The following is a 17,591-nucleotide window of genomic DNA, read 5'->3' on the forward strand; positions in this document are numbered from 1 at the left end:
AGGCCGCTGAGGTACATGACCGGCGGCGTTGTTGCGCTTCTCTTCGGGTGTCGTCTGGTGCGCGGCGTGCATGGTTCGGCTGCTTACGGGCGGGCGACTGCGGGGTGGTGTTTGCCTACTGGGCAAATTAAATCGCCCTGTGGGTTGACCGTGTGTGCTGCTCGCCCGATCCTGGGAGCAGCCGTCCGCAGGGACGCGCGACTCGCAGGAGGAAGAGCGAAATGGCGACATTCGTACTGATTCATGGTTCCTGGGGTGGGGGATGGGTCTGGGACCGCATGCGGCCCGTTCTGGAAGAGGCGGGTCACCGTGTACTGACTCCCACGCTCACCGGGTTCGCCGAGAAACACGATCTGTCCCGGCCGGATGTGGGGCTCTCCGCCAATGTCCAGGAGGTCGCCGACCTGCTCGCCATCGAGGGGGTCGACGACGCGATCCTCGTGGGCCACAGCTACGGCGGCATGGTCATCACCGGGGTGGCGGCCCTCGCCCCGGATCGCATCAGTCAGATCGTGTACGTGGACGCCTTCGCCCCCACCACCGGTGAGTCGGCCTTCACGGTGCTTCCTTGGCTGGAGGACGCGTTCACGGCCCCCGAGGGAGGCCCGGACTGGGAGGTCGCCCCGCTGGACCCGCGCGCGCTCGGCGCAGACGAGGACGGCGCCACGTGGCTGGAGAACGGCCTGACCCCCATGCCTCGCCTCACCCATGCCGAACCGCTGGGACCCGGCAGCGAGGAAGTCCTCGATGGCAAGCAGGTGACCTACATTCACTGCGCGGCCCAGGAGTTCTTCAACGACACCGCTGCGGCAGTGGCCAAGCGCGGGTTCCGCCTTGTCACCCTTACTGAGGTCACTCACGTCGAGGTACTGGTGCAGCCGCAGGTCCTGGCCCGCGAACTGCTCGCGCTTCTCTGACCGGTCGGCGAACGGTCAGCGCCGGGGTTTCGGTGACGGAACCGGGTGATGCATCGGCATCGTCGCGGCGGTCGACGCGACCAGCACGGTGGCCGGTTTCTCGCCCTTGTTGGTCAAGCGGTGAACCTTCGACGAGTCGAAGTGAAGGGAATCGCCGGCGCTCAGGGCGATGTCCTTGCCGTCCAGGCGGAAATCGACGTCGCCCGACAGGATGTGCAGCCACTCTTCGCCCGCGTGCTTGGCGTCCTTGGTCGACTTTCCGGGCTCCACCTCGACACGGATGACCGCGATCGTCGATCCCGGGCCGCTCAGGACGGTGTAGTGCCCGTCCTGCCCGGGGTGCTCGACCGCATCGTCGGCTCGTACGAGGTGGTAGTCCTCCAGCTCCTGCTCCTGGATCAGCTCGCTCACCGAGATCCCGTACACCCGGGCGATCTGGAGGAGGCTGCCGATGGACGGCTGCCGGTGCCCCTTCTCCAGGCGGGAGAGGTGTGTGACGGAGATGCCGGTCTGCTCGGACAAGGTCACCAGTGTGATGCCGCGTTCACTGCGCAGGTCTTTCAGTCGATGACCTACCCAAGCGTCCAGCTCGTTGTCGTCCGCCATGGTCGTAACATACACGCCTCATAGACAACGCATGTTGCCGAGTTGGCAAATATCGGCCGGCCTCCCCTTACGTCCCGGCGAGGATCGCAGCCACCCCGAATTCGAACCGCTCGTCGAAGGACGTCGGTGCGAGATGTCCGGCCACGCGGTGGAGGGAGGGATAGGTCGTCCCGGAGATCGCGCTCGCCAGGATGTCGCCCAGTGGGCGCTGGTCGACCGCCTGCTCCTCCTGGGTGAGGCCCAGGGTGAAGTAGGTGACCGCCCACGCGGTCCACGCGGCCTCGCGGTCGCCAAGGCCGGACTTCAGCAGCGCTTCCACCAGGGTCTCCGCGAAGCGCAGGGTGTTCGGCTCGGCGGCGTAGGTACCCACCACCAGTGCGGCGCCGTCGCGATGGGACAGCAGGGCGCGGCGGTAGCGCCGGGTCAGCTCGCGGGCGCGTTCGTGGGGGGCGGCCGGCAGGCCGGTCAGCGGGATCTCGCCGAGTACGGCGTCCGCCATGAGCTCCAGCATTCGGGCCTTGGTCTTCACATGCCACTGCACGGTGTTGATCCGCACGCCGAGACGGTCGGCGACCGCTCTCGTGGACACCGCGTCCAGGCCCTTTTCGTCCAGGAGGTCCAGTCCTGCGCGGATCACCGTGGCCGGATCCAGCCGGTCGCTCTGTTGCCTATTGGTCACTGACCTAGTTTACTGCATCTCGAAGGCCTTGGTCGGTGACCAAGAATTCGACCAGGAAATGGGTGATCGTATGGAAACTCAGCAGGTCGTCATCGCCGGAGGCGGCCCCGTCGGGCTCTGGCTCGCCGCCGAACTGCGGCTGAACAACATCTCCGTGACCGTTCTGGAAGAACGCACCGAGATCGACCAGCGCTCCAAGGCGCTCACCGTGCACCCGCGCGGCGTCGAAGTACTGGCCTCACGCGGGATCCACCAGCGGTTCCTCGACGAGAGCCTGAAGATCTCCACCGGCCATTTCGCCAACCTCGCGAACCGGCTCGACTTCTCCGTCCTGGACACGCCGTTCCCCTACACCCTCTTCATCCCCCAGGCTCGCACCGAGGCGCTCTTCGAGGAGTACGCCCTCGGGCTCGGCGCCACCATCCGGCGCGGGCATCGCGTCACCGGCTTCACCGAGCACGCGGACTCGGTGACCGTCCAGGTGGAGGGGCCGGAGGGGCCGTACGAGATCCAGGCCGAGTACATCGCCGGCTGCGACGGCACCAGGAGCACCGTGCGTGAGGCCGCCGGCATCGACTTCCCCGGCACGCCCTCCACCTACCTCGGCTGGCTCGGCGATGTCCTCTTCGACAACCCGCCCCCGCCCGGCTTCAACAGCTTCGACGAGCGCGGCGGGTTGATGATCATTCCGCTGCCCGACAACCGCTGGCGCATCGCCGGCACCAGCCCCGACAGCGCGACCACCGAGTGGCCCGGCGACCTCACGCTGGACGAACTGCGGCAGAAGGTCATCAACATCGCCGGTGACGACTTCGGCATGCGCGACCCGTCCTGGCTCTCCCGCTTCGGCAACGCCACCCGGCTTGCCACCCACTACCGGCGCGGACGCGTCGTGCTCGCGGGCGACGCCGCCCACCAGCACTACCCCACCGGCGGCGTCGGCATGAACGTCGGCTTCCAGGACGCCTTCAACCTCGGCTGGAAGCTGGCCGCGACGATCGACGGGTGGGCCTCGGACGGGCTCCTTGACAGCTACCACAGCGACCGGTACCCGGTCGGCGAGCAGTTGATGGAGCACAGCCGCGCGCAGACATACCTGTTCCACGCCTTCTCGCCCGAGGGGCTCGCCCTGCGCGACCTGCTCAGCCGGATGGTCCCCGAGTCACGGGAGTTCAGCGACTTTCTGGCCGGCCGGCTCACCGCGCTCGACGTCGCCTACCCGAGCACCGACCCGACGGCCCACCCGGTGACCGGCACCCGCGCCCCCGACCTCGCCCTCACCGGCACGGAGAGCACCTTGTTCGGCGCGCTGCGGGCGGACTCGTACGTCCTGCTCGATCTCACTGCCGACGGCGCGCTCGCCGACCTCGTCCAGGAGCGGGTCACCGTGCAGGGCGGGGCGCCCGACCGGACGCGGGACGCCTGGGAGGGCGTACGCGCCGCCCTGATCCGGCCCGACGGACACGTCGTGTGGGCCTGGACGGAGGAGGACGACACCAAGCTGGCGGCGCAGGTGGACGCGGTCGTCACCACGGCCCTCGGCCGCTAGGAAGGGACCGGAGTCATGGATCTCGAGCTGAAGGACAGGGTGTACGTCGTCACCGGTGGGACGCGCGGGCTGGGTTACGCCGTCGCGCGCGAACTGGTCGCCGACGGGGCCAAGGTGGTCGTCACCGGCCGCGACGAGAAGCGCGCCGCCGAGGCAGCGGCCGAGCTGGGGCCGAACGCGGCCGGAGTCGCCTTGGACAACTCCGACCCGCAGGCGCCGCAGCAACTGATCGCCGCCGCACGGGAGTTGTTCGGCGGCTTCGACGGCATCCTCGTCAGCGTCGGCGGACCGCCCGCGGGCAACGTGGCGGACAACACCGACGAGCAGTGGCAGGCGGCGTTCGAGTCGGTGTTCCTGGGCGCGGTACGGCTCGGCCGGGCGGCCGCCGCGGAACTGGGGGACGGGGGTTCCATCGGGTTCGTACTGTCCATCACGGCGCACGAACCGGCGCCCGGGATGGTCATCTCCAACGGACTGCGGCCCGGACTCGCCGGGTTCGCCAAGTCCCTCGCGGACGAGCTGGGCCCGCGCGGCATCCGCGTCTTCGGGCTGCTGCCGGGGCGGATCGGTACGGATCGCATGCGCGAGCTGGACGGCCTGGCCCCCGATCCCGATTCCCAGCGAGCCGCCAACGAGTCCGCGATCCCGCTCCGCCGGTACGGAGTTCCGGAGGAGTTCGGGCGCGCGGGTGCGTTCATGCTGTCGCCGGCGGCTTCCTATGTGACCGGGGTGATGCTGTCGGTCGACGGCGGGGCCCGGCGCGGTTTCTGACGTCGTTCGACCACAAGGCGCGGGGGGCTGGCACAACTCCCCGCGCCCTTACCTGGGTTGGGCCCAGGCACAAAGCAGCGGCCATCGCGGGAAATTGCGATGGCCGCTCTGTACTCGGGAAATCAGGCGGAGTTCACCTCAGGCCCGCCTGCGAGCAGCGCGCGCCACCGATCGACGATGGCGTCGACCGCCGTGTCCCCCTCTGGAATGAGATTGCCCAGCACGGGGAAGTCGTGGACCTGCCCGTCGACGCGGAACAGGGACACGTCGACCCCGGCGGCTCGGAGAGCGCGGGCGTACTCCTCCCCGGCGTCACGGAGCGGGTCGTACTCGGCGGTGACCACCAAGGCGGCAGGTGTGCCCGCGAGTTCGGTGGCGGCGGCCGGAGACAGCCGAGGGTCCGACAGATCCTGGTCAGGGGCGTAGAGGCTGATCCAGTGCTCGAACTCGCTCGTCGACACGAAGTAGCCCTTGGCGAACTCGACGTAGGAGCCACGGCGATGGCCGAGGTTCACCGCCGCGCAGATGAGCAGTTGAGCACGTACCGTGAACTCGTCCGTGGACCGCGAGGCCTGCGCGACGACCGCGGCGAGATTGCCCCCGGCGCTGTCACCACCGACGAGGATCCCTGGTCCGCCGGCATTAAGGTCGGCGGCGTTCCGGCTGAGCCAAGCCGCTGCGGCGAGCGCGTCCTCGACGGCGGCGGGGTACGGGTTCTCGGGTGCCAGCCGGTAGTCGAGGTTCACCACCACGCCCCCGCTGCGTGCGGTGAGTTTGCGGCACAGGGCGTCGGAGGTGCTGAGCCCACCGACCGACCATCCGCCGCCGTGGAAGTACAGCAGTGGCGGCAGGCCAGAGCTCTCTTCCGGGTGATAGACCCTCGCGCGGACGGTTCCCGACGGTGTCGGGATGTCGATGTCTGAGGTGGAGCCGACTCGGTCACCCGTGCCGAAACTCGCCGCCAACGTGTCGAGTTGAAGCCGGGCCTGCTGAATGGGAATGTCCGACAACGACGGACCGTCCGAGGCCATGTCGATGAGGCGCTGCACGCCAGGGAGAAGCGGCATCAGGAATCCTTTGTCGTAGCTGCGTGCATGCGGGGGAAGTGGGCGTGCCTCACCGCAGAACCGCGAACCCGTCGACCTCGATGAGCCACTCGGGGAGGCCGAGCGTCTGCACACCGAGGAAAGTGCTCGCCGATACCGGCCATTTGCCGTCAAAAGCACGCTGCCCCGCAGCGAAGATGGGGCCGATCAACTCAGGTCTGTGACCGACGACGTGAATCGTGTTCTTGATCAGATCGTCCGGGGTGGCGCCGGCGACTTCCAGCGCGGCCTTGAAGTTACGAAAGGCCTGTTCGGCCTGCGCTTCATGGTCTCCAGGTCCGACGAGCTCGCCGTCGGAGTCGAGCGCGATCTGCCCGGCGATCGCGATGAAGCGGCTGCCCGTGCCGATCGCCGCGTGGGTGTAGAGGCCCTGGATCGGGGGCGCGACGGTGTCCGGGTTCACTCGTTGAATCGACATTGCGTCTCCAGTCTCGTTTCGGGATCGGCGCACGCGCCTCGGCGTCTCCGTCACCGCAGGACGTCGGGCTCCTCGTCCACCACGAGTCCGGCGAGGAGGTTGAAGTTGTGCCGGGCCATGTTGGCGTTACTGAACTGCCGGTGAGCCAGAGTCACTTCCTCGTCGCTCATGATCCGCGGCTTGCCCGCCGCGTCGGCCAGCAGTTGCATCTGGCAGGCCCGGTCCATCGTGATGAACCACCAGGCCGCTTCCTCGACGGACCGGCCCACGGTGAGCAACCCGTGATGGCGCAGGATCGCCGCCCTGCTGTCTCCCAGCCGGTCGGCGATGCGCTCGCCCTCCGCCTTCTCCAGCACGAGGCCCTTGTACTCGTCGAAGAGCACATGGTCCCCGGCGAAGGCGCACGATTCCTGGACGATGGGGTCGAGAAGCTTGTCCAGCGAGGCGAACGCCCGGCCGTGGATCGTATGAGCATGGGCGACGGCGACCACGTCGGGGCGCGCGTGGTGAATCGAGGAGTGGATCCAGAAGGCGGCCTTGTTGGTGCGGCGATCGCCCTCGATCACCTGCCCCTCCTCGTCGATGAGCAGTAGATCGCTCACCCGGATCTTCGAGAAGTGCACGGCGTACGGGTTGACCCAGAACCGGTCGGGGAACTCCGGGTCGCGTGCCGTGATGTGCCCTGCGATGCCTTCGTCGAAGCCGTAACGCGCGAAGATCCGGAAGGCGATCGCGAGCTGTTCCTTGCGGTGCCGGCGTTCGGACTCGACCGAACCCTTCACGTCCGACAGCTGGGGTATGTCGAGCTCGCCGATGCCGTCCAGATCCTCTGCGCCGGCGCTCTCAGTCGACACGGACATGTGCTCATGCCTCCCTGTTCGGTGCTGCTGGGCCTGCTTCAGCGTGCGCCCGGCAAACCAGGGAAGTCAACCTAGGAGGCAATTTAATGTGCCCTCTGGGCAAATAATTGTCCGATCAGGCTCGGCCGTCCCGCCGCCACGCACCCAGCACCATCAAGGTCTTCGTCCCGATCACCGGCCCCGAGCGGCGCAGCCGGTCGATGACATCCCGGAGATGCTGGACGCCGGACACGCGGACCCGGACCAGTGCGTCGGGATCCCCGGCCACCGTGAAGACCTCCAGGACCTCCGTGACGCTGGTGGCCGCCATGGTGATCATCTCGACCTTCACGTCCCCCGAGAACCTCAGCTCGACGAAGGCCTCGAAGCTGGAGCCGAGCTTGCCGTGATCCAGCACGACCGTGTAGCCCGCGATCACCCCGACCCGTTCGAGGCGGTCGATGCGCCGCTTCACGGCGGAGGGAGACAGGCTGACCTGCTCCGCGATCTCCGTGACCGTCCGGCGGCCGTCCTGCACCAGCAGGTCGATGATCGTGCTGTCGACGCTGTCGACGTGCTCTGTATCCGGCATGGTCACACCTCACTCATGAGCAGGTTCTTTGCGTAGAACCCTGATCAGACTTCATAAAGTTTGCGCGCACAACAAGATCTCGGCAGGTTAATTGCATCATGGGCAGCGCGCTGTCGACTGTGGTCATCCCCGAGTCCACCAGGACGCGACCGCAGGAGAGGGCCCATGCAGTGAAAGTGGAACGCGAACTGCCATCCCGCGAGGCCTATGACCTGCTGGAACTGGTCACGGACGTCGCGGACAAGGAACTGGGGCCACGGGCCGCCGAGTTCGAGGAAAGGGGCGAGTTCCCCCGCGAGGTCTTCGGCCTCCTGGGCGAGGTCGGGCTGCTGACTCTGCCGTTCAGCGAGGACGTCGGCGGCGGGGGACAGCCCTACACGGTCTATCTGCAGGTGTTGGAAGAGATTGCCGCACGTTGGGCCGCGGTGGCCGTCGGCATGAGCGTGCACACGCTGTCCTGCCACCCGGTGACCACGTTCGGCACCGAGGCGCAGCAGGCCGAACTCCTGCCGCGGATGCTGAGCGGCGAGGCTCTGGGCGCGTACTCCCTGTCCGAAGCCCACGCGGGTTCCGATCCCAGGGCGCTGCGCGCGTCCGCCGCACCAGCGCCGCACGGTTGGACGGCACGGGGCACCAAGGCCTGGGTCACACACGGTGGTCAGGCCGACTTCTACACCGTGTTCCTGCGGACCTCCCCTGACGCGAGCGGGGGCATCTCCTGCTTCCACGTCGACGCCGACACGGCAGGGCTTGTCGCGGGAACACCGGAACGCAAGATGGGTCTGCGCAGCTCGACCACCGCCGAGATGCATTTCGAGGACGCGGTCATCCCCGAGGACAGAGTCGTGGGCGCTCCCGGCCAGGGACTGCAGATCGCCCTGTCGGCGCTCGACGCGGGCCGGCTCGGGATCGCCGCGGTCGCCGTCGGCATTGCACAGGCCGCTCTGGACTACGCGGTCGGCTATGCCCGGGAGCGGCAGACGTTCGGGCGGCCGGTCATCGAGCACCAGGGCGTCGGATTCCTGCTGGCCGACATGGCAGCCAGGACCGAAGCCGCCCGAGCGACCTACCTGGTCGCCGCACGCCGCAAGGACAACGGCCAGCCGTACACACGGCAGGCCAGTGTGGCCAAGCTGATCGCGACCGATACGGCGATGGCGGTCACGACCGATGCGGTGCAGGTGCTGGGCGGCGCGGGATACGTGCTCGACCACCCGGTCGAACGGTTCATGCGGGAAGCGAAGATCACGCAGATCTTCGAGGGCACCAACCAGATCCAGCGCCTGGTGATCAGTCGTCAACTCGCGGATCCCGCACGCTGACCAGCGCCACAGACGCCAACCCGCATGTCCGCACGCCAACCCTTCATGCCTACACGATGTCTACCTGTGAGGAGAACTGCCGTGCAGTATCGCGATGCCGTAGCCGTCGTCTCCGGCGGCGCTTCCGGCCTCGGGCGTGCCGTGGTCGAGAGGTTGCACTGGCAGGGAGCCACCGTGGTGGTTCTGGACCTGCCCACCGGAGCAGGCCGTGAGTTCGCCGACCACCTCGGCAAGCCCGCACATTTCGTGGCGGCCGATGTCACGGACGAGTCCGCGGTGCGGGCGGTATTCGCCGAGGCCGCTGAACTCGGCACGGTCCGTGTGGCCGTCAACTGCGCCGGAGTGGCCACACCTGGACGGATCATCGGCAGCCGGGGTGTGCTCCCGCTCGACCAGTTCCGCCGCGTGGTGGACATCAACCTTGTAGGGACCTTCAACGTCCTGAGCAACGCCGCGGCAGTGATGGCGGGCAACGACCCCGTCGACGGTGACCGCGGGATCATCGTCTGCACCGCTTCCATCGCCGCGTACGACGGGCAGATCGGGCAGGCCGCGTACGCCGCCAGCAAGGGCGGCGTCGTCTCGCTGACGTTGTCCGCCGCACGGGACCTGGCGGACAAGGGCATCCGAGTGGTCACCGTCGCGCCCGGGCTGTTCGACACACCGCTCATGGCGGGACTGCCTCAGAAGGCGCGTGCGGCGCTGGAGGTCTCCGTGCCCCACCCCTCCAGGCTGGGTGCGCCGGACGAGTACGGCGCGCTGGTCGAGCACATCATCGACAACCCCATGCTCAACGGCTGCGTGATCCGCCTCGACGGGGCGCTCCGTATGGCACCGCGCTGACACGTAGCGGTGATTGCCGTCCAGCCATCCGCCGACGCCCGATCGGCGGGCGCATCCGAAACGCAAGCATCCCGAAACGCGAGCATCCGAATCGAGAGCCGCTGTGCCACGTAGACAATCCAAGCCGACCGACGACGCCCAACCCGCCGACGGCCCGATCCAGTTCCTCTCACCCGAGGGCATACTCGGGCCCGACAGCAGACTCGAACTCCCTCCCGCGATCGATCTGTTGGCCCTCTACCGGGACATGGCGCTGGTACGCCGCCTGGATTCCGAGGCGATCGCGCTCCAGCGCCAGGGGGAACTGGGCCTGTGGCCCTCTCTGCGCGGTCAGGAGGCGGCCCAGGTCGGTGCGGCCTACGCGCTGGCCGAGCAGGACATGGTGTTCCCCACCTACCGGGAACACGGCGTGGCCTGGTGCCGCGGACTCGATCCGGTGTCGCTCCTCGGCCTCTTCCGCGGTTCGACACTGGGCGGCTGGAACCCGTACGAGCGTCGCTTCGGCCTCTACACCCTGGTCATCGGCGCGCAGACCCTGCACGCGGTCGGCTACGCCATGGGCCTGGTCCGGGACGACGTGATCGGCTCCGGGGACGGCACACGCGACACCGCGGTACTGGTCTTCCTCGGTGACGGAGCACTGAGCGAGGGCGAGACCAACGAGGCGTTCCTCTGGGCCGCCGCCCAGAACCTCCCCGTGGTCTTCTTCTGCCAGAACAACCAGTGGGCCATCTCCGCTCCCTACAGCGTGCAGAGCCGTGTCCCCGTCGCTCAACGCGCGGCCGGCTTCGGCTTTCCCGGCGTCTCCGTCGACGGCAATGACGTGCTGGCCTGTCTCGCGGCGACCCGTGAAGCGCTGACCCGTGCCCGGTCCGGCGGCGGGCCGACCCTCATCGAGGCGGTGACCTACCGGATCAACGCGCACACCACCGCCGACGACGCCACCCGCTACCGCCCCTCCGCCGAGACCGACGAGTGGACGGCCAAGGATCCGCTGGAGCGTCTGCGCCTGCACCTCACCGCGAGCGGCGAAGGCGTAGTCGACGAGGAGTACTTCGCCGATATCGAGCGACGAGAACAAGAACTGGCCGAACGTCTGAGGGCCGGCTGCCGGGCACTGCCCCCGCCGGACGATGCCTCGTCCTTCGAGAACACCTACACAGACATGCCGGTCGAGCTCAGGCGCCAACTGGCAGAGCACTCGCAGTACCTCGCCGCCGGCCAGGAGATCGGAGCCGTTCGATGAGCATCTCCATGGTCAAGGCCCTCAACAACGGGCTTCGCAAAGCCCTGCAGGACGATCCCAAAGTCCTGCTGATGGGCGAGGACATCGGACGCCTCGGCGGGGTGTTCCGCGTCACCGACGGTCTGCAGAAGGAGTTCGGCAGCCTGAGAGTCATCGACACTCCCCTCGGTGAGGCAGGCATCGTCGGCTCCGCCATCGGTCTCGCGATGCGCGGTTATCGCCCGGTGTGCGAGATCCAGTTCGACGGCTTCGTCTACCCGGCCGTCAACCAGATCATCAGCCAGCTCGCGAAGCTCCGGCACCGCTCGGGCGGTGTGATCACCCTGCCCGTGGTCATCCGCATCCCCTTCGGCGGCGGCATCGGCTCCATCGAGCACCACTCGGAATCGCCCGAGGTCTACTTCGCCCACACCGCCGGACTCAAGGTCGTCACCTGCTCCAACCCGCAGGACGCGTACGACATGATCCGCCAGGCCGTGGACGACGACGACCCGGTGATCTTCCTCGAACCCAAGCGGCACTACTGGACCAAGGGCGAGGTCACCGACCGGACACCGGCACCGTTCGCCCGAGCCCGTGTGCTGCGGGACGGCACCGACGCCACACTCATCGCGTACGGCCCCATGGTCCCGGCAGCTCTCGAAGCAGCCGAGGCCGCCGCCGAAGAAGGCCGCAGCGTCGAGGTCATCGACCTGCGCTCCCTGTCACCGCTGGACCTGGACACCGTACGGAAGTCCGTCCACCGCACCGGCCGGGCCCTGGTCACCCACGAGGCATCCCTGTCCCACGGGTTCGGGGCGGAGTTGGCCGCGAGGATCCAGCAGGAGGAGTTCCACTTCCTCGAAGCGCCGGTTCTCCGCATCACCGGATATGACACCCCGTACCCGCCGAGCCGCCTCGAGTCGGACTGGCTTCCGGGTGTCGACCGGATCCTCGATGCCCTCGACCACAGCTTGAGCTACTAGAGGAGGGGCGGATCACCGTGTCGAACGAGCAAGTTTTCCTGCTGCCCGATGTCGGCGAGGGACTCACCGAGGCCGAGATTCTCCAGTGGGCAGTGCAGGTGGGCGACTCCGTGGAGATCAACCAGATCATTGTCGAGGTGGAAACGGCCAAAGCTGCCGTCGAACTCCCCTCTCCGTATGCGGGTGTTGTGGGGACACTGCACGCGCAGGACGGGGAGACCCTGCCCGTGGGCAAACCCCTCATCACCATCCTCAGTGAGGTCAGCGGCGCTCCCGACGTGACGGAACCGGGTCCCGACAGGGAGGCGCTGCTGGTGGGGTATGGCCCGCAGGAGGGCAGCGGTCGCCGCAGACGTCGCCGGCCTGGGGCGACACCGCCTACAGACCAGCCAATAGCGCCGGCTCTCGTCCAGGCACCGGCCACAGAGCGGACAGCAGCCAAGCCCCCCGTCCGCAAACTCGCCAAAGACCTCGGCGTCGACATCACCACCGTCACCCCCACAGGCCCTGCGGGCACCGTCACCCGCGACGATGTACGCCGGGCAGCGGAGGCTCAGCCCGTGGCGGCGGAAGCTCCGAAGCCCGCGACTTCGGAGGCCGCAGCCGAGACCCGCATCCCGATTCGCGGCGTACGCAAGCACACCGCGGCCGCCATGGTCGCCTCCGCGTTCACGGCACCGCACGTCACCGAGTTCATGACGGTCGACATCACGGCGACCATGCGGCTCCGTGACACGGTCGCCGCCCGCCGCGAGTTCCGTGATCTGCGCGTCACGTCGCTGCTGTTCGTGGCCCGGGCACTCCTGCTGGCCCTGCGCAACACCCCCGAGGCGAACGCCAGTTGGGATGAGCCGGCGCAGGAGATCGTGCTCAAGCACTATGTCAACCTGGGCATCGCCGCCGCGACAGGGCGAGGGCTCATCGTCCCCAACATCAAGCACGCCGACCGGATGTCGCTGCGTGAACTCGCCGAAGCACTCGCCGCGCTCACCGGCACAGCCCGCGACGGCAGGACAACACCCCAGTCGATGATGGACGGGACCATCACCATCACGAACGTCGGCGTGTTCGGTGTGGACACGGGAACGCCGATCCTGAACCCGGGTGAGGCGGCCATCCTCGCCATGGGTGCCATCCGCCGTACACCCTGGGTCGTGACCGACGCGTCGGGGACCGAGAAGATCGAGCCGCGGTGGGTCACTCAGCTGGCACTGTCCTTCGATCATCGCCTCGTCGACGGTCAGCAGGGCTCACAGCTGCTCGCCGACACAGGCGCCTTCCTGCACGACCCCGGGCTGGCGATGCTCTGACGCGGTATGAGTGCGCGGGACGTGCTCGCGGACCGGTGTGTCACCCGCAGCGGCAACGCAAGGCTCTACGCGAGCGGCAACGCAGGGATCTAATGGATGCGGGCGAACGTATCATTAGCGCCATGGACGACTCGCTCAGCAGGGACGCACGGCTCGCCCTCGACCTCGCCCTGACCGTCCGGCACGACGACCACGGGGGAGTCGCGGACGATCTCGCCGAGCCCACGGGCCTCACCGCCTGGGTACGGGCGCACCCGGATGTCCTGCCGGGAAGCGAGGCGTACGTCGCCGACGACCTCGCGCTCATCGCCGTACGCGATCTGCGCGCCGCCGTCCGCGCCCTCTTCGCCCGCGCCGTGCGCCCCGCCGAGCCGAGCCCCGCCGACGCCGCGAGGCTGCTGCCCGTACCCGAGGCCGTGGCGCGGCTCAACGCGGCGGCCGCCCGAACTCCGACCGTGCCCGTCCTCGCCTGGCCCGACGGCGCGGACCCCGTCGTACGGCAGGAGCCCCAGGGCGGCAGGCCGGAGCTCACCGCCGTCCTCGCCGGCGCCGCGATCGCGTTCCTCGCGAGCCCCGACCGGCAGCGCCTGCGCGCCTGCCACGCGCCGCGCTGCGTGCGCTACTTCCTCAAGGAGCACCCGCGTCAGGAGTGGTGCAAGGCGTCGTGCGGGAACCGCGCCCGGGTCGCCCGCCACCACGAGCGGCACAAGAAGTCCGCGTAGGCCGCGGTCGGTTGCCCGGCGGTCAGGAGTGGTCGAACGGGGCGCCCCAGCACCGCTCCCGGCGTACGCTGAGGTGCCTGTAGGTCACGGTGCGCACCCGCTCCCCGCGCTGGCTGCGCCACCGTGGCAGGGGGTGCGCCATGGGGCAGCGAAACGCACGGAGCAGAAGGACACTCTTCGAACGCGAGAGTGAACTCGCCGCGGCCGACGAGGCGTTGAACGAACTCACCGGGCTGCGCAGGGACGGCACCGAACCGCCAGGGCGCCCCCGCGGCGCGCTCCTCGCCTTCGCGGCACGCGCCGGACTGGGCAAGACGACACTCCTCGCCGAGGTCCGCCGCCGCGCCGCGGTCAAAGGCTGCACCGTACTGTCGGCGCGCGGCGGCGACCAGGAGCAGCGCGTCGCCTTCCACGTCGCCCGCCAGCTTCTGCAACCGCAGCTCGCCGGGGCCGCCGAATCCGAGATCCGTGCCTCGCTGGGGAGTTGGTACGCGATCGTCGGCCCGGCGCTCGGCCTGTGCGCGCCGGCCGAGGGCGCCCCGCCCGACCAGCAGGGCCTGCGCGACGGTCTCGACTGGGTGCTCACACACCTGGCCGTGCAGCGCGCCCCGATGGTGCTCGTCCTCGACGACGCGCACTGGGCCGACCCCGAATCGCTGAGCTGGCTCGCCGCGTTCGCACCGCGTGCGGAGGAGCTGCCGCTGCTGCTCGTCGTCGCCTACCGGCCCGAGGAACTCCCCGACCACGCCGAGGCGTTCAGGGGACTGCCCGGGCGCGCCGGTCAGCGCCCCATCGACCTCGAACCGCTCAGCGCCGCCGCCGTCGCCCGACTCGTACGGGAGGACTTAGGCACCCAGGCCGACGACGCGTTCTGCCGCGAGTGCTGGGCGGTCACCGCGGGCAGCCCGTTCGAGGCGGTCGAGCTGACCGCGAAGGTGCGCGACCGCGGACTGACCCCGACCGAGGCCGGGGCGCATCTGCTGCGCGACCTGGCCGCCGCCGTCAAGGGCAGCGGCCTGATCACCCGCCTGGAACGCCTGGGCACCTCGACCGTGCGGTTCGCCTGGGCCTGCGCGGTCCTCGGCACGGAGATCCATCCGATGCTCGCCGCCGCCGTCGCCGGCCTCGGCTCCGAGGAGGCCGCCGACGCGGCCGACGCCCTGCGCGGCGCCCGTATCCTCACCGGCCCGGTGACCGCCGGGGGCACTCTCGAATTCGTCCACCCGCTCATCGCCACCGCCGTCTACCGCGCGATCCCCGGCGGCGTACGCGTGGCTCTGCACGGACAGGCCGCCTGGTGCATCATCAACGACGGGCTCGGCCCGTCGGCCGCTGCACGGCACCTCATGGAGACCCACCCCGACGGCGACACCTGGGTCGTCCAGCAACTGCGCGCCGCCGCCCGCGAGAACCTCCGCGCGGGCGCCCCCGACGCGGCCCGCCGCTACCTCGCCCGCGCCCTGCGCGAACCCCCGCCCTTCGAGGATCGCGCGGCCGTCCTGTACGAACTGGGCTGCGCCTCCCTGCTCACCGAACCGGCGACCACCGTCAACCACCTGCGCGCAGCCCTCGAAGAGCCCATCACCGACCCGGAGTTGCGCCACAACATCGTCTACCGCCTCTCCCAGGTCCTCGCCCACAGCGACCGCCTCGCCGAGGCGTCCGAGACACTCGCCCGCGAGATCCCGGTGACCGGCGACGCCCGGGTGCGGCTGCGCATGCAGTCCGAGCAGTTCATGTGGGACGCCTTCCGCGCCGACGAACCCGACTCACCGGCCCGCTCCCGCCGCCTGACCAGGCTCGCCGACCGACTGTCCGGCCGCGACCTCACCGAGCGCTATGTGATCGGCCTGCGCGCCTGGGACGCCACGTTGCGCGGCGAACCCGCCCCCGTAGCGCTCCACCACGCCGAACGCGCCCTCGCCGGAGGGCTCGGCTGGGCCGAGGCCGACCGCGGCTTCGAGGTGCCCGTCCTGGTCGCCCTCACCTTCATGTACGCGGACCGCCCCGGGCGCACGGAGGAACTGTTCGCCACCGGCATCGCCGACTTCGAATCCCAGGGCTGGCACGGTGCGCACCTGTCCTTCGGCTACACCCTCCTCGCGTACGTCCGCTACCGCCGCGGCCGGCTCACCGAGGCCGAGGACTTCGCACGGGCGGGCCTCAGGCTCGCGCAGCGCGTCGGGCCCGGCACCCCCGTGCACTGGTACTCCGTCGGCGTCCTCATCGAGATCCTGCTCGCCCGGGGCAAGATCACCGAGGCCGCGCAGACCGGCGAGGACCACGCCTTCGGCGCGCCCTTCCCGGCCGCCGTGACCTTCCCCGACGTCCAGACCGTGCACGGCGAGCTGCTGCTGGCCCGCGGCCTCACCAAGGACGCCGCCGTCGAGCTGGCGTCGGCCGGGCGCCGCCTCGATCCGCGCGGCATGCGCAACCCCGCCTGGTGCCCCTGGCAGCTCCACCTCGCGCGCGCCGAGAGCCACGACGCCCCCGAGCGGGCCGTCACCACGGCGCTGGAAGCGGTGAATCGCGCCCGCCAGTTCGGCGCTCCCTCAGCGGTCGGACAGGCACTCCGTGCCGCCGCCGAGGTCTCCTCCGGCTCGACCCGCGTCAAACTCCTCGAAGAGTCCGTCGCCAACCTGGAGCGCTCCCCGGCCGCGTACGAACTCGCCTGCGCCCTGATCGCGCTCGGCACCGAGCTGCGCCGCGCCGGACGCCCCAAGGAAGCCGCCGAGCACCTCTACCGGGGGCTCGACGCGGCCGTGCAGTGCGGCGCCGACGGACGCGTCGAAGAGGCTCGCGACGAGCTGGCCGCCGCCGGCCTCGGGCCGCGCCGCCTGCACAGCACCGAGACGGACACGCTCACCGCCCGCGAGCGCACCGCCGCAGCCCTGACTGTCCGGGGCCGCAGCACGGCCGGGATCGCAGCGGAGCTGGACATCGACGAGCCGGCCGTCGTACGGCTGCTTTCGGCGGTCTACCGGAAGGTGGGCACGGAGCGCATGGGACTCGGTGCCGCGCTGGGGGAGCGGCCGTCCCCGTAGCCGGAGGAACAGCGGTCCCCGTATGCGGAGCAACAGGCGTCTCCGCGACCGGGGAACAGCCGTCCACGTGACCGCTCACAAGGGGCGCCCCCGGGGCCCGGAGCACCGCTGTGCACGTACCATTGCGGCATGTCCTTCCTCCGCCGCCGTAGCGCCACACCCGCCGGGCCCGACTTCGATGTTCTGGCCATGGACCCGGGTGACTGGCCGGGCAATCTCGGCGCGGGCCTGCTGCCCGCTCCCGACGGCAGCTGCCAGGGCGTTTTCCTGCGCTACGACCTGTTCGGCGGCCGTGGCCCCGCGATGATCATCGGCAATCTGCCGGAGGGCTCCCCGGCCCGTGACATCCCGGAGGGAGAGATCCCCTTCGAGGTGGCCCAGCTGCTGCTGGCGCTGGAGAACGAGGAGGAGGTCACCGTCGTCGGCACCGAGGACATGCCGGTGATGCAGGGGGACAACCTCCTGATCGTGCGCCGCCTCAAGCTCTCCGAGACCCGCATCTCGTGCGTGCAGTTCGACCGCAGCGACAAGGTCCTGGTGACCATCGCCGCCTGGGACCGCCCCATCACCGACGATCTGTACGCGCTGCTCAAGCCGCTGCCGGCCGAGCTGTTCCAACAGGGCTGAACGGCCGGGTCCGCGCGTTCCGCGGACCCGCCCAC

17 protein-coding genes are annotated in these 17,591 nt (G+C 69.6%); 11 read left to right on the forward strand and 6 right to left on the reverse strand.

What is annotated here, in order from left to right; all coding sequences use genetic code 11:
• The first annotated feature begins 221 nt into the window (after nucleotides 1-221).
• Nucleotides 222-917, forward strand: a complete 696-nt coding sequence (locus OG266_RS43275; protein WP_371552320.1) for an alpha/beta fold hydrolase — start codon at nucleotides 222-224, stop codon at nucleotides 915-917.
• A 15-nt stretch (nucleotides 918-932) separates the two neighbouring features.
• On the opposite strand, the gene OG266_RS43280 is transcribed toward OG266_RS43275, so the two are convergent.
• Both OG266_RS43280 and OG266_RS43285 read right to left on the reverse strand, forming a co-directional pair.
• A complete protein-coding gene (locus OG266_RS43280; RefSeq protein ID WP_266470234.1) occupies nucleotides 933-1,523 on the reverse strand; it encodes a cupin domain-containing protein in 591 nt (196 codons plus the stop codon).
• 67 nt (nucleotides 1,524-1,590) lie between these two features.
• Nucleotides 1,591-2,202 (reverse strand): TetR/AcrR family transcriptional regulator C-terminal domain-containing protein, encoded by a 612-nt coding sequence (locus OG266_RS43285; protein ID WP_371552321.1) that lies wholly within the window; start codon nucleotides 2,200-2,202, stop codon nucleotides 1,591-1,593.
• Nucleotides 2,203-2,272: 70 nt separating this feature from the next.
• Between OG266_RS43285 and OG266_RS43290 the strand changes: the two genes are divergently transcribed.
• Nucleotides 2,273-3,751 carry an FAD-dependent monooxygenase gene (locus OG266_RS43290; RefSeq protein ID WP_371552322.1) on the forward strand — a complete coding sequence of 493 codons (1,479 nt, stop codon included), beginning with the start codon at nucleotides 2,273-2,275 and terminating at the stop codon, nucleotides 3,749-3,751.
• Between the two features lie 15 nt (nucleotides 3,752-3,766).
• A complete protein-coding gene (locus tag OG266_RS43295; RefSeq protein WP_371552323.1) occupies nucleotides 3,767-4,522 on the forward strand; it encodes an SDR family NAD(P)-dependent oxidoreductase in 756 nt (251 codons plus the stop codon).
• Nucleotides 4,523-4,644: 122 nt separating this feature from the next.
• On the opposite strand, the gene OG266_RS43300 is transcribed toward OG266_RS43295, so the two are convergent.
• The 4 genes from OG266_RS43300 to OG266_RS43315 all read right to left on the reverse strand — a co-directional run bounded on the left by OG266_RS43300 (nucleotide 4,645) and on the right by OG266_RS43315 (nucleotide 7,477).
• Complete coding sequence (locus tag OG266_RS43300) at nucleotides 4,645-5,589, reverse strand: alpha/beta hydrolase (protein WP_371552324.1); 945 nt, start codon at nucleotides 5,587-5,589, stop codon at nucleotides 4,645-4,647.
• Between the two features lie 49 nt (nucleotides 5,590-5,638).
• Nucleotides 5,639-6,031 (reverse strand): RidA family protein, encoded by a 393-nt coding sequence (locus tag OG266_RS43305; RefSeq protein ID WP_371552325.1) that lies wholly within the window; start codon nucleotides 6,029-6,031, stop codon nucleotides 5,639-5,641.
• A 65-nt stretch (nucleotides 6,032-6,096) separates the two neighbouring features.
• A complete protein-coding gene (locus OG266_RS43310; protein WP_371552326.1) occupies nucleotides 6,097-6,906 on the reverse strand; it encodes a class II aldolase/adducin family protein in 810 nt (269 codons plus the stop codon).
• Between the two features lie 115 nt (nucleotides 6,907-7,021).
• Nucleotides 7,022-7,477, reverse strand: a complete 456-nt coding sequence (locus OG266_RS43315) for an Lrp/AsnC family transcriptional regulator (RefSeq protein ID WP_266470254.1) — start codon at nucleotides 7,475-7,477, stop codon at nucleotides 7,022-7,024.
• Nucleotides 7,478-7,647: 170 nt separating this feature from the next.
• Between OG266_RS43315 and OG266_RS43320 the strand changes: the two genes are divergently transcribed.
• From OG266_RS43320 to OG266_RS43355, 8 genes are all read left to right on the forward strand, one after another.
• Entirely contained in the window at nucleotides 7,648-8,799 is a 1,152-nt protein-coding gene (locus OG266_RS43320) for an acyl-CoA dehydrogenase family protein (RefSeq protein ID WP_371552327.1), read from the forward strand.
• 81 nt (nucleotides 8,800-8,880) lie between these two features.
• Entirely contained in the window at nucleotides 8,881-9,642 is a 762-nt protein-coding gene (locus OG266_RS43325; RefSeq protein ID WP_371552328.1) for an SDR family NAD(P)-dependent oxidoreductase, read from the forward strand.
• Nucleotides 9,643-9,745: 103 nt separating this feature from the next.
• On the forward strand, nucleotides 9,746-10,888 hold the full coding sequence (locus tag OG266_RS43330; protein ID WP_266470263.1) for a thiamine pyrophosphate-dependent dehydrogenase E1 component subunit alpha: 1,143 nt from the start codon (nucleotides 9,746-9,748) through the stop codon (nucleotides 10,886-10,888).
• A complete protein-coding gene (locus OG266_RS43335) occupies nucleotides 10,885-11,853 on the forward strand; it encodes an alpha-ketoacid dehydrogenase subunit beta (protein ID WP_266470266.1) in 969 nt (322 codons plus the stop codon). Before OG266_RS43330 ends, OG266_RS43335 begins: the two co-directional genes overlap by 4 nt.
• A gap of 11 nt (nucleotides 11,854-11,864) precedes the next feature.
• Nucleotides 11,865-13,163, forward strand: coding sequence for a dihydrolipoamide acetyltransferase family protein (locus tag OG266_RS43340; protein ID WP_371553166.1), 1,299 nt, complete (start codon nucleotides 11,865-11,867; stop codon nucleotides 13,161-13,163).
• 122 nt (nucleotides 13,164-13,285) lie between these two features.
• Nucleotides 13,286-13,885, forward strand: a complete 600-nt coding sequence (locus OG266_RS43345) for an ABATE domain-containing protein (protein WP_371552329.1) — start codon at nucleotides 13,286-13,288, stop codon at nucleotides 13,883-13,885.
• A 140-nt stretch (nucleotides 13,886-14,025) separates the two neighbouring features.
• Complete coding sequence (locus OG266_RS43350; RefSeq protein ID WP_371552330.1) at nucleotides 14,026-16,929, forward strand: AAA family ATPase; 2,904 nt, start codon at nucleotides 14,026-14,028, stop codon at nucleotides 16,927-16,929.
• A 129-nt stretch (nucleotides 16,930-17,058) separates the two neighbouring features.
• Nucleotides 17,059-17,556, forward strand: a complete 498-nt coding sequence (locus OG266_RS43355; protein WP_266470278.1) for a hypothetical protein — start codon at nucleotides 17,059-17,061, stop codon at nucleotides 17,554-17,556.
• Nucleotides 17,557-17,591 lie beyond the last annotated feature (35 nt).

The sequence above is a fragment of the Streptomyces sp. NBC_00554 genome (genome assembly GCF_041431135.1).
Lineage (GTDB): Bacteria > Actinomycetota > Actinomycetes > Streptomycetales > Streptomycetaceae > Streptomyces.

Coding starts and splice junctions, on each gene's coding strand:
- OG266_RS43295 (WP_371552323.1), top strand. CDS start 3,767: ATGGATCTCGAGCTGAAGGACAGGGTGTACGTCGTCACCGGTGGGACG.
- OG266_RS43335 (WP_266470266.1), top strand. CDS start 10,885: ATGAGCATCTCCATGGTCAAGGCCCTCAACAACGGGCTTCGCAAAGCC.
- OG266_RS43315 (WP_266470254.1), bottom strand. CDS start 7,477: ATGCCGGATACAGAGCACGTCGACAGCGTCGACAGCACGATCATCGAC.
- OG266_RS43310 (WP_371552326.1), bottom strand. CDS start 6,906: ATGTCCGTGTCGACTGAGAGCGCCGGCGCAGAGGATCTGGACGGCATC.
- OG266_RS43345 (WP_371552329.1), top strand. CDS start 13,286: ATGGACGACTCGCTCAGCAGGGACGCACGGCTCGCCCTCGACCTCGCC.
- OG266_RS43355 (WP_266470278.1), top strand. CDS start 17,059: ATGTCCTTCCTCCGCCGCCGTAGCGCCACACCCGCCGGGCCCGACTTC.
- OG266_RS43275 (WP_371552320.1), top strand. CDS start 222: ATGGCGACATTCGTACTGATTCATGGTTCCTGGGGTGGGGGATGGGTC.
- OG266_RS43290 (WP_371552322.1), top strand. CDS start 2,273: ATGGAAACTCAGCAGGTCGTCATCGCCGGAGGCGGCCCCGTCGGGCTC.
- OG266_RS43280 (WP_266470234.1), bottom strand. CDS start 1,523: ATGGCGGACGACAACGAGCTGGACGCTTGGGTAGGTCATCGACTGAAA.
- OG266_RS43350 (WP_371552330.1), top strand. CDS start 14,026: ATGGGGCAGCGAAACGCACGGAGCAGAAGGACACTCTTCGAACGCGAG.
- OG266_RS43300 (WP_371552324.1), bottom strand. CDS start 5,589: ATGCCGCTTCTCCCTGGCGTGCAGCGCCTCATCGACATGGCCTCGGAC.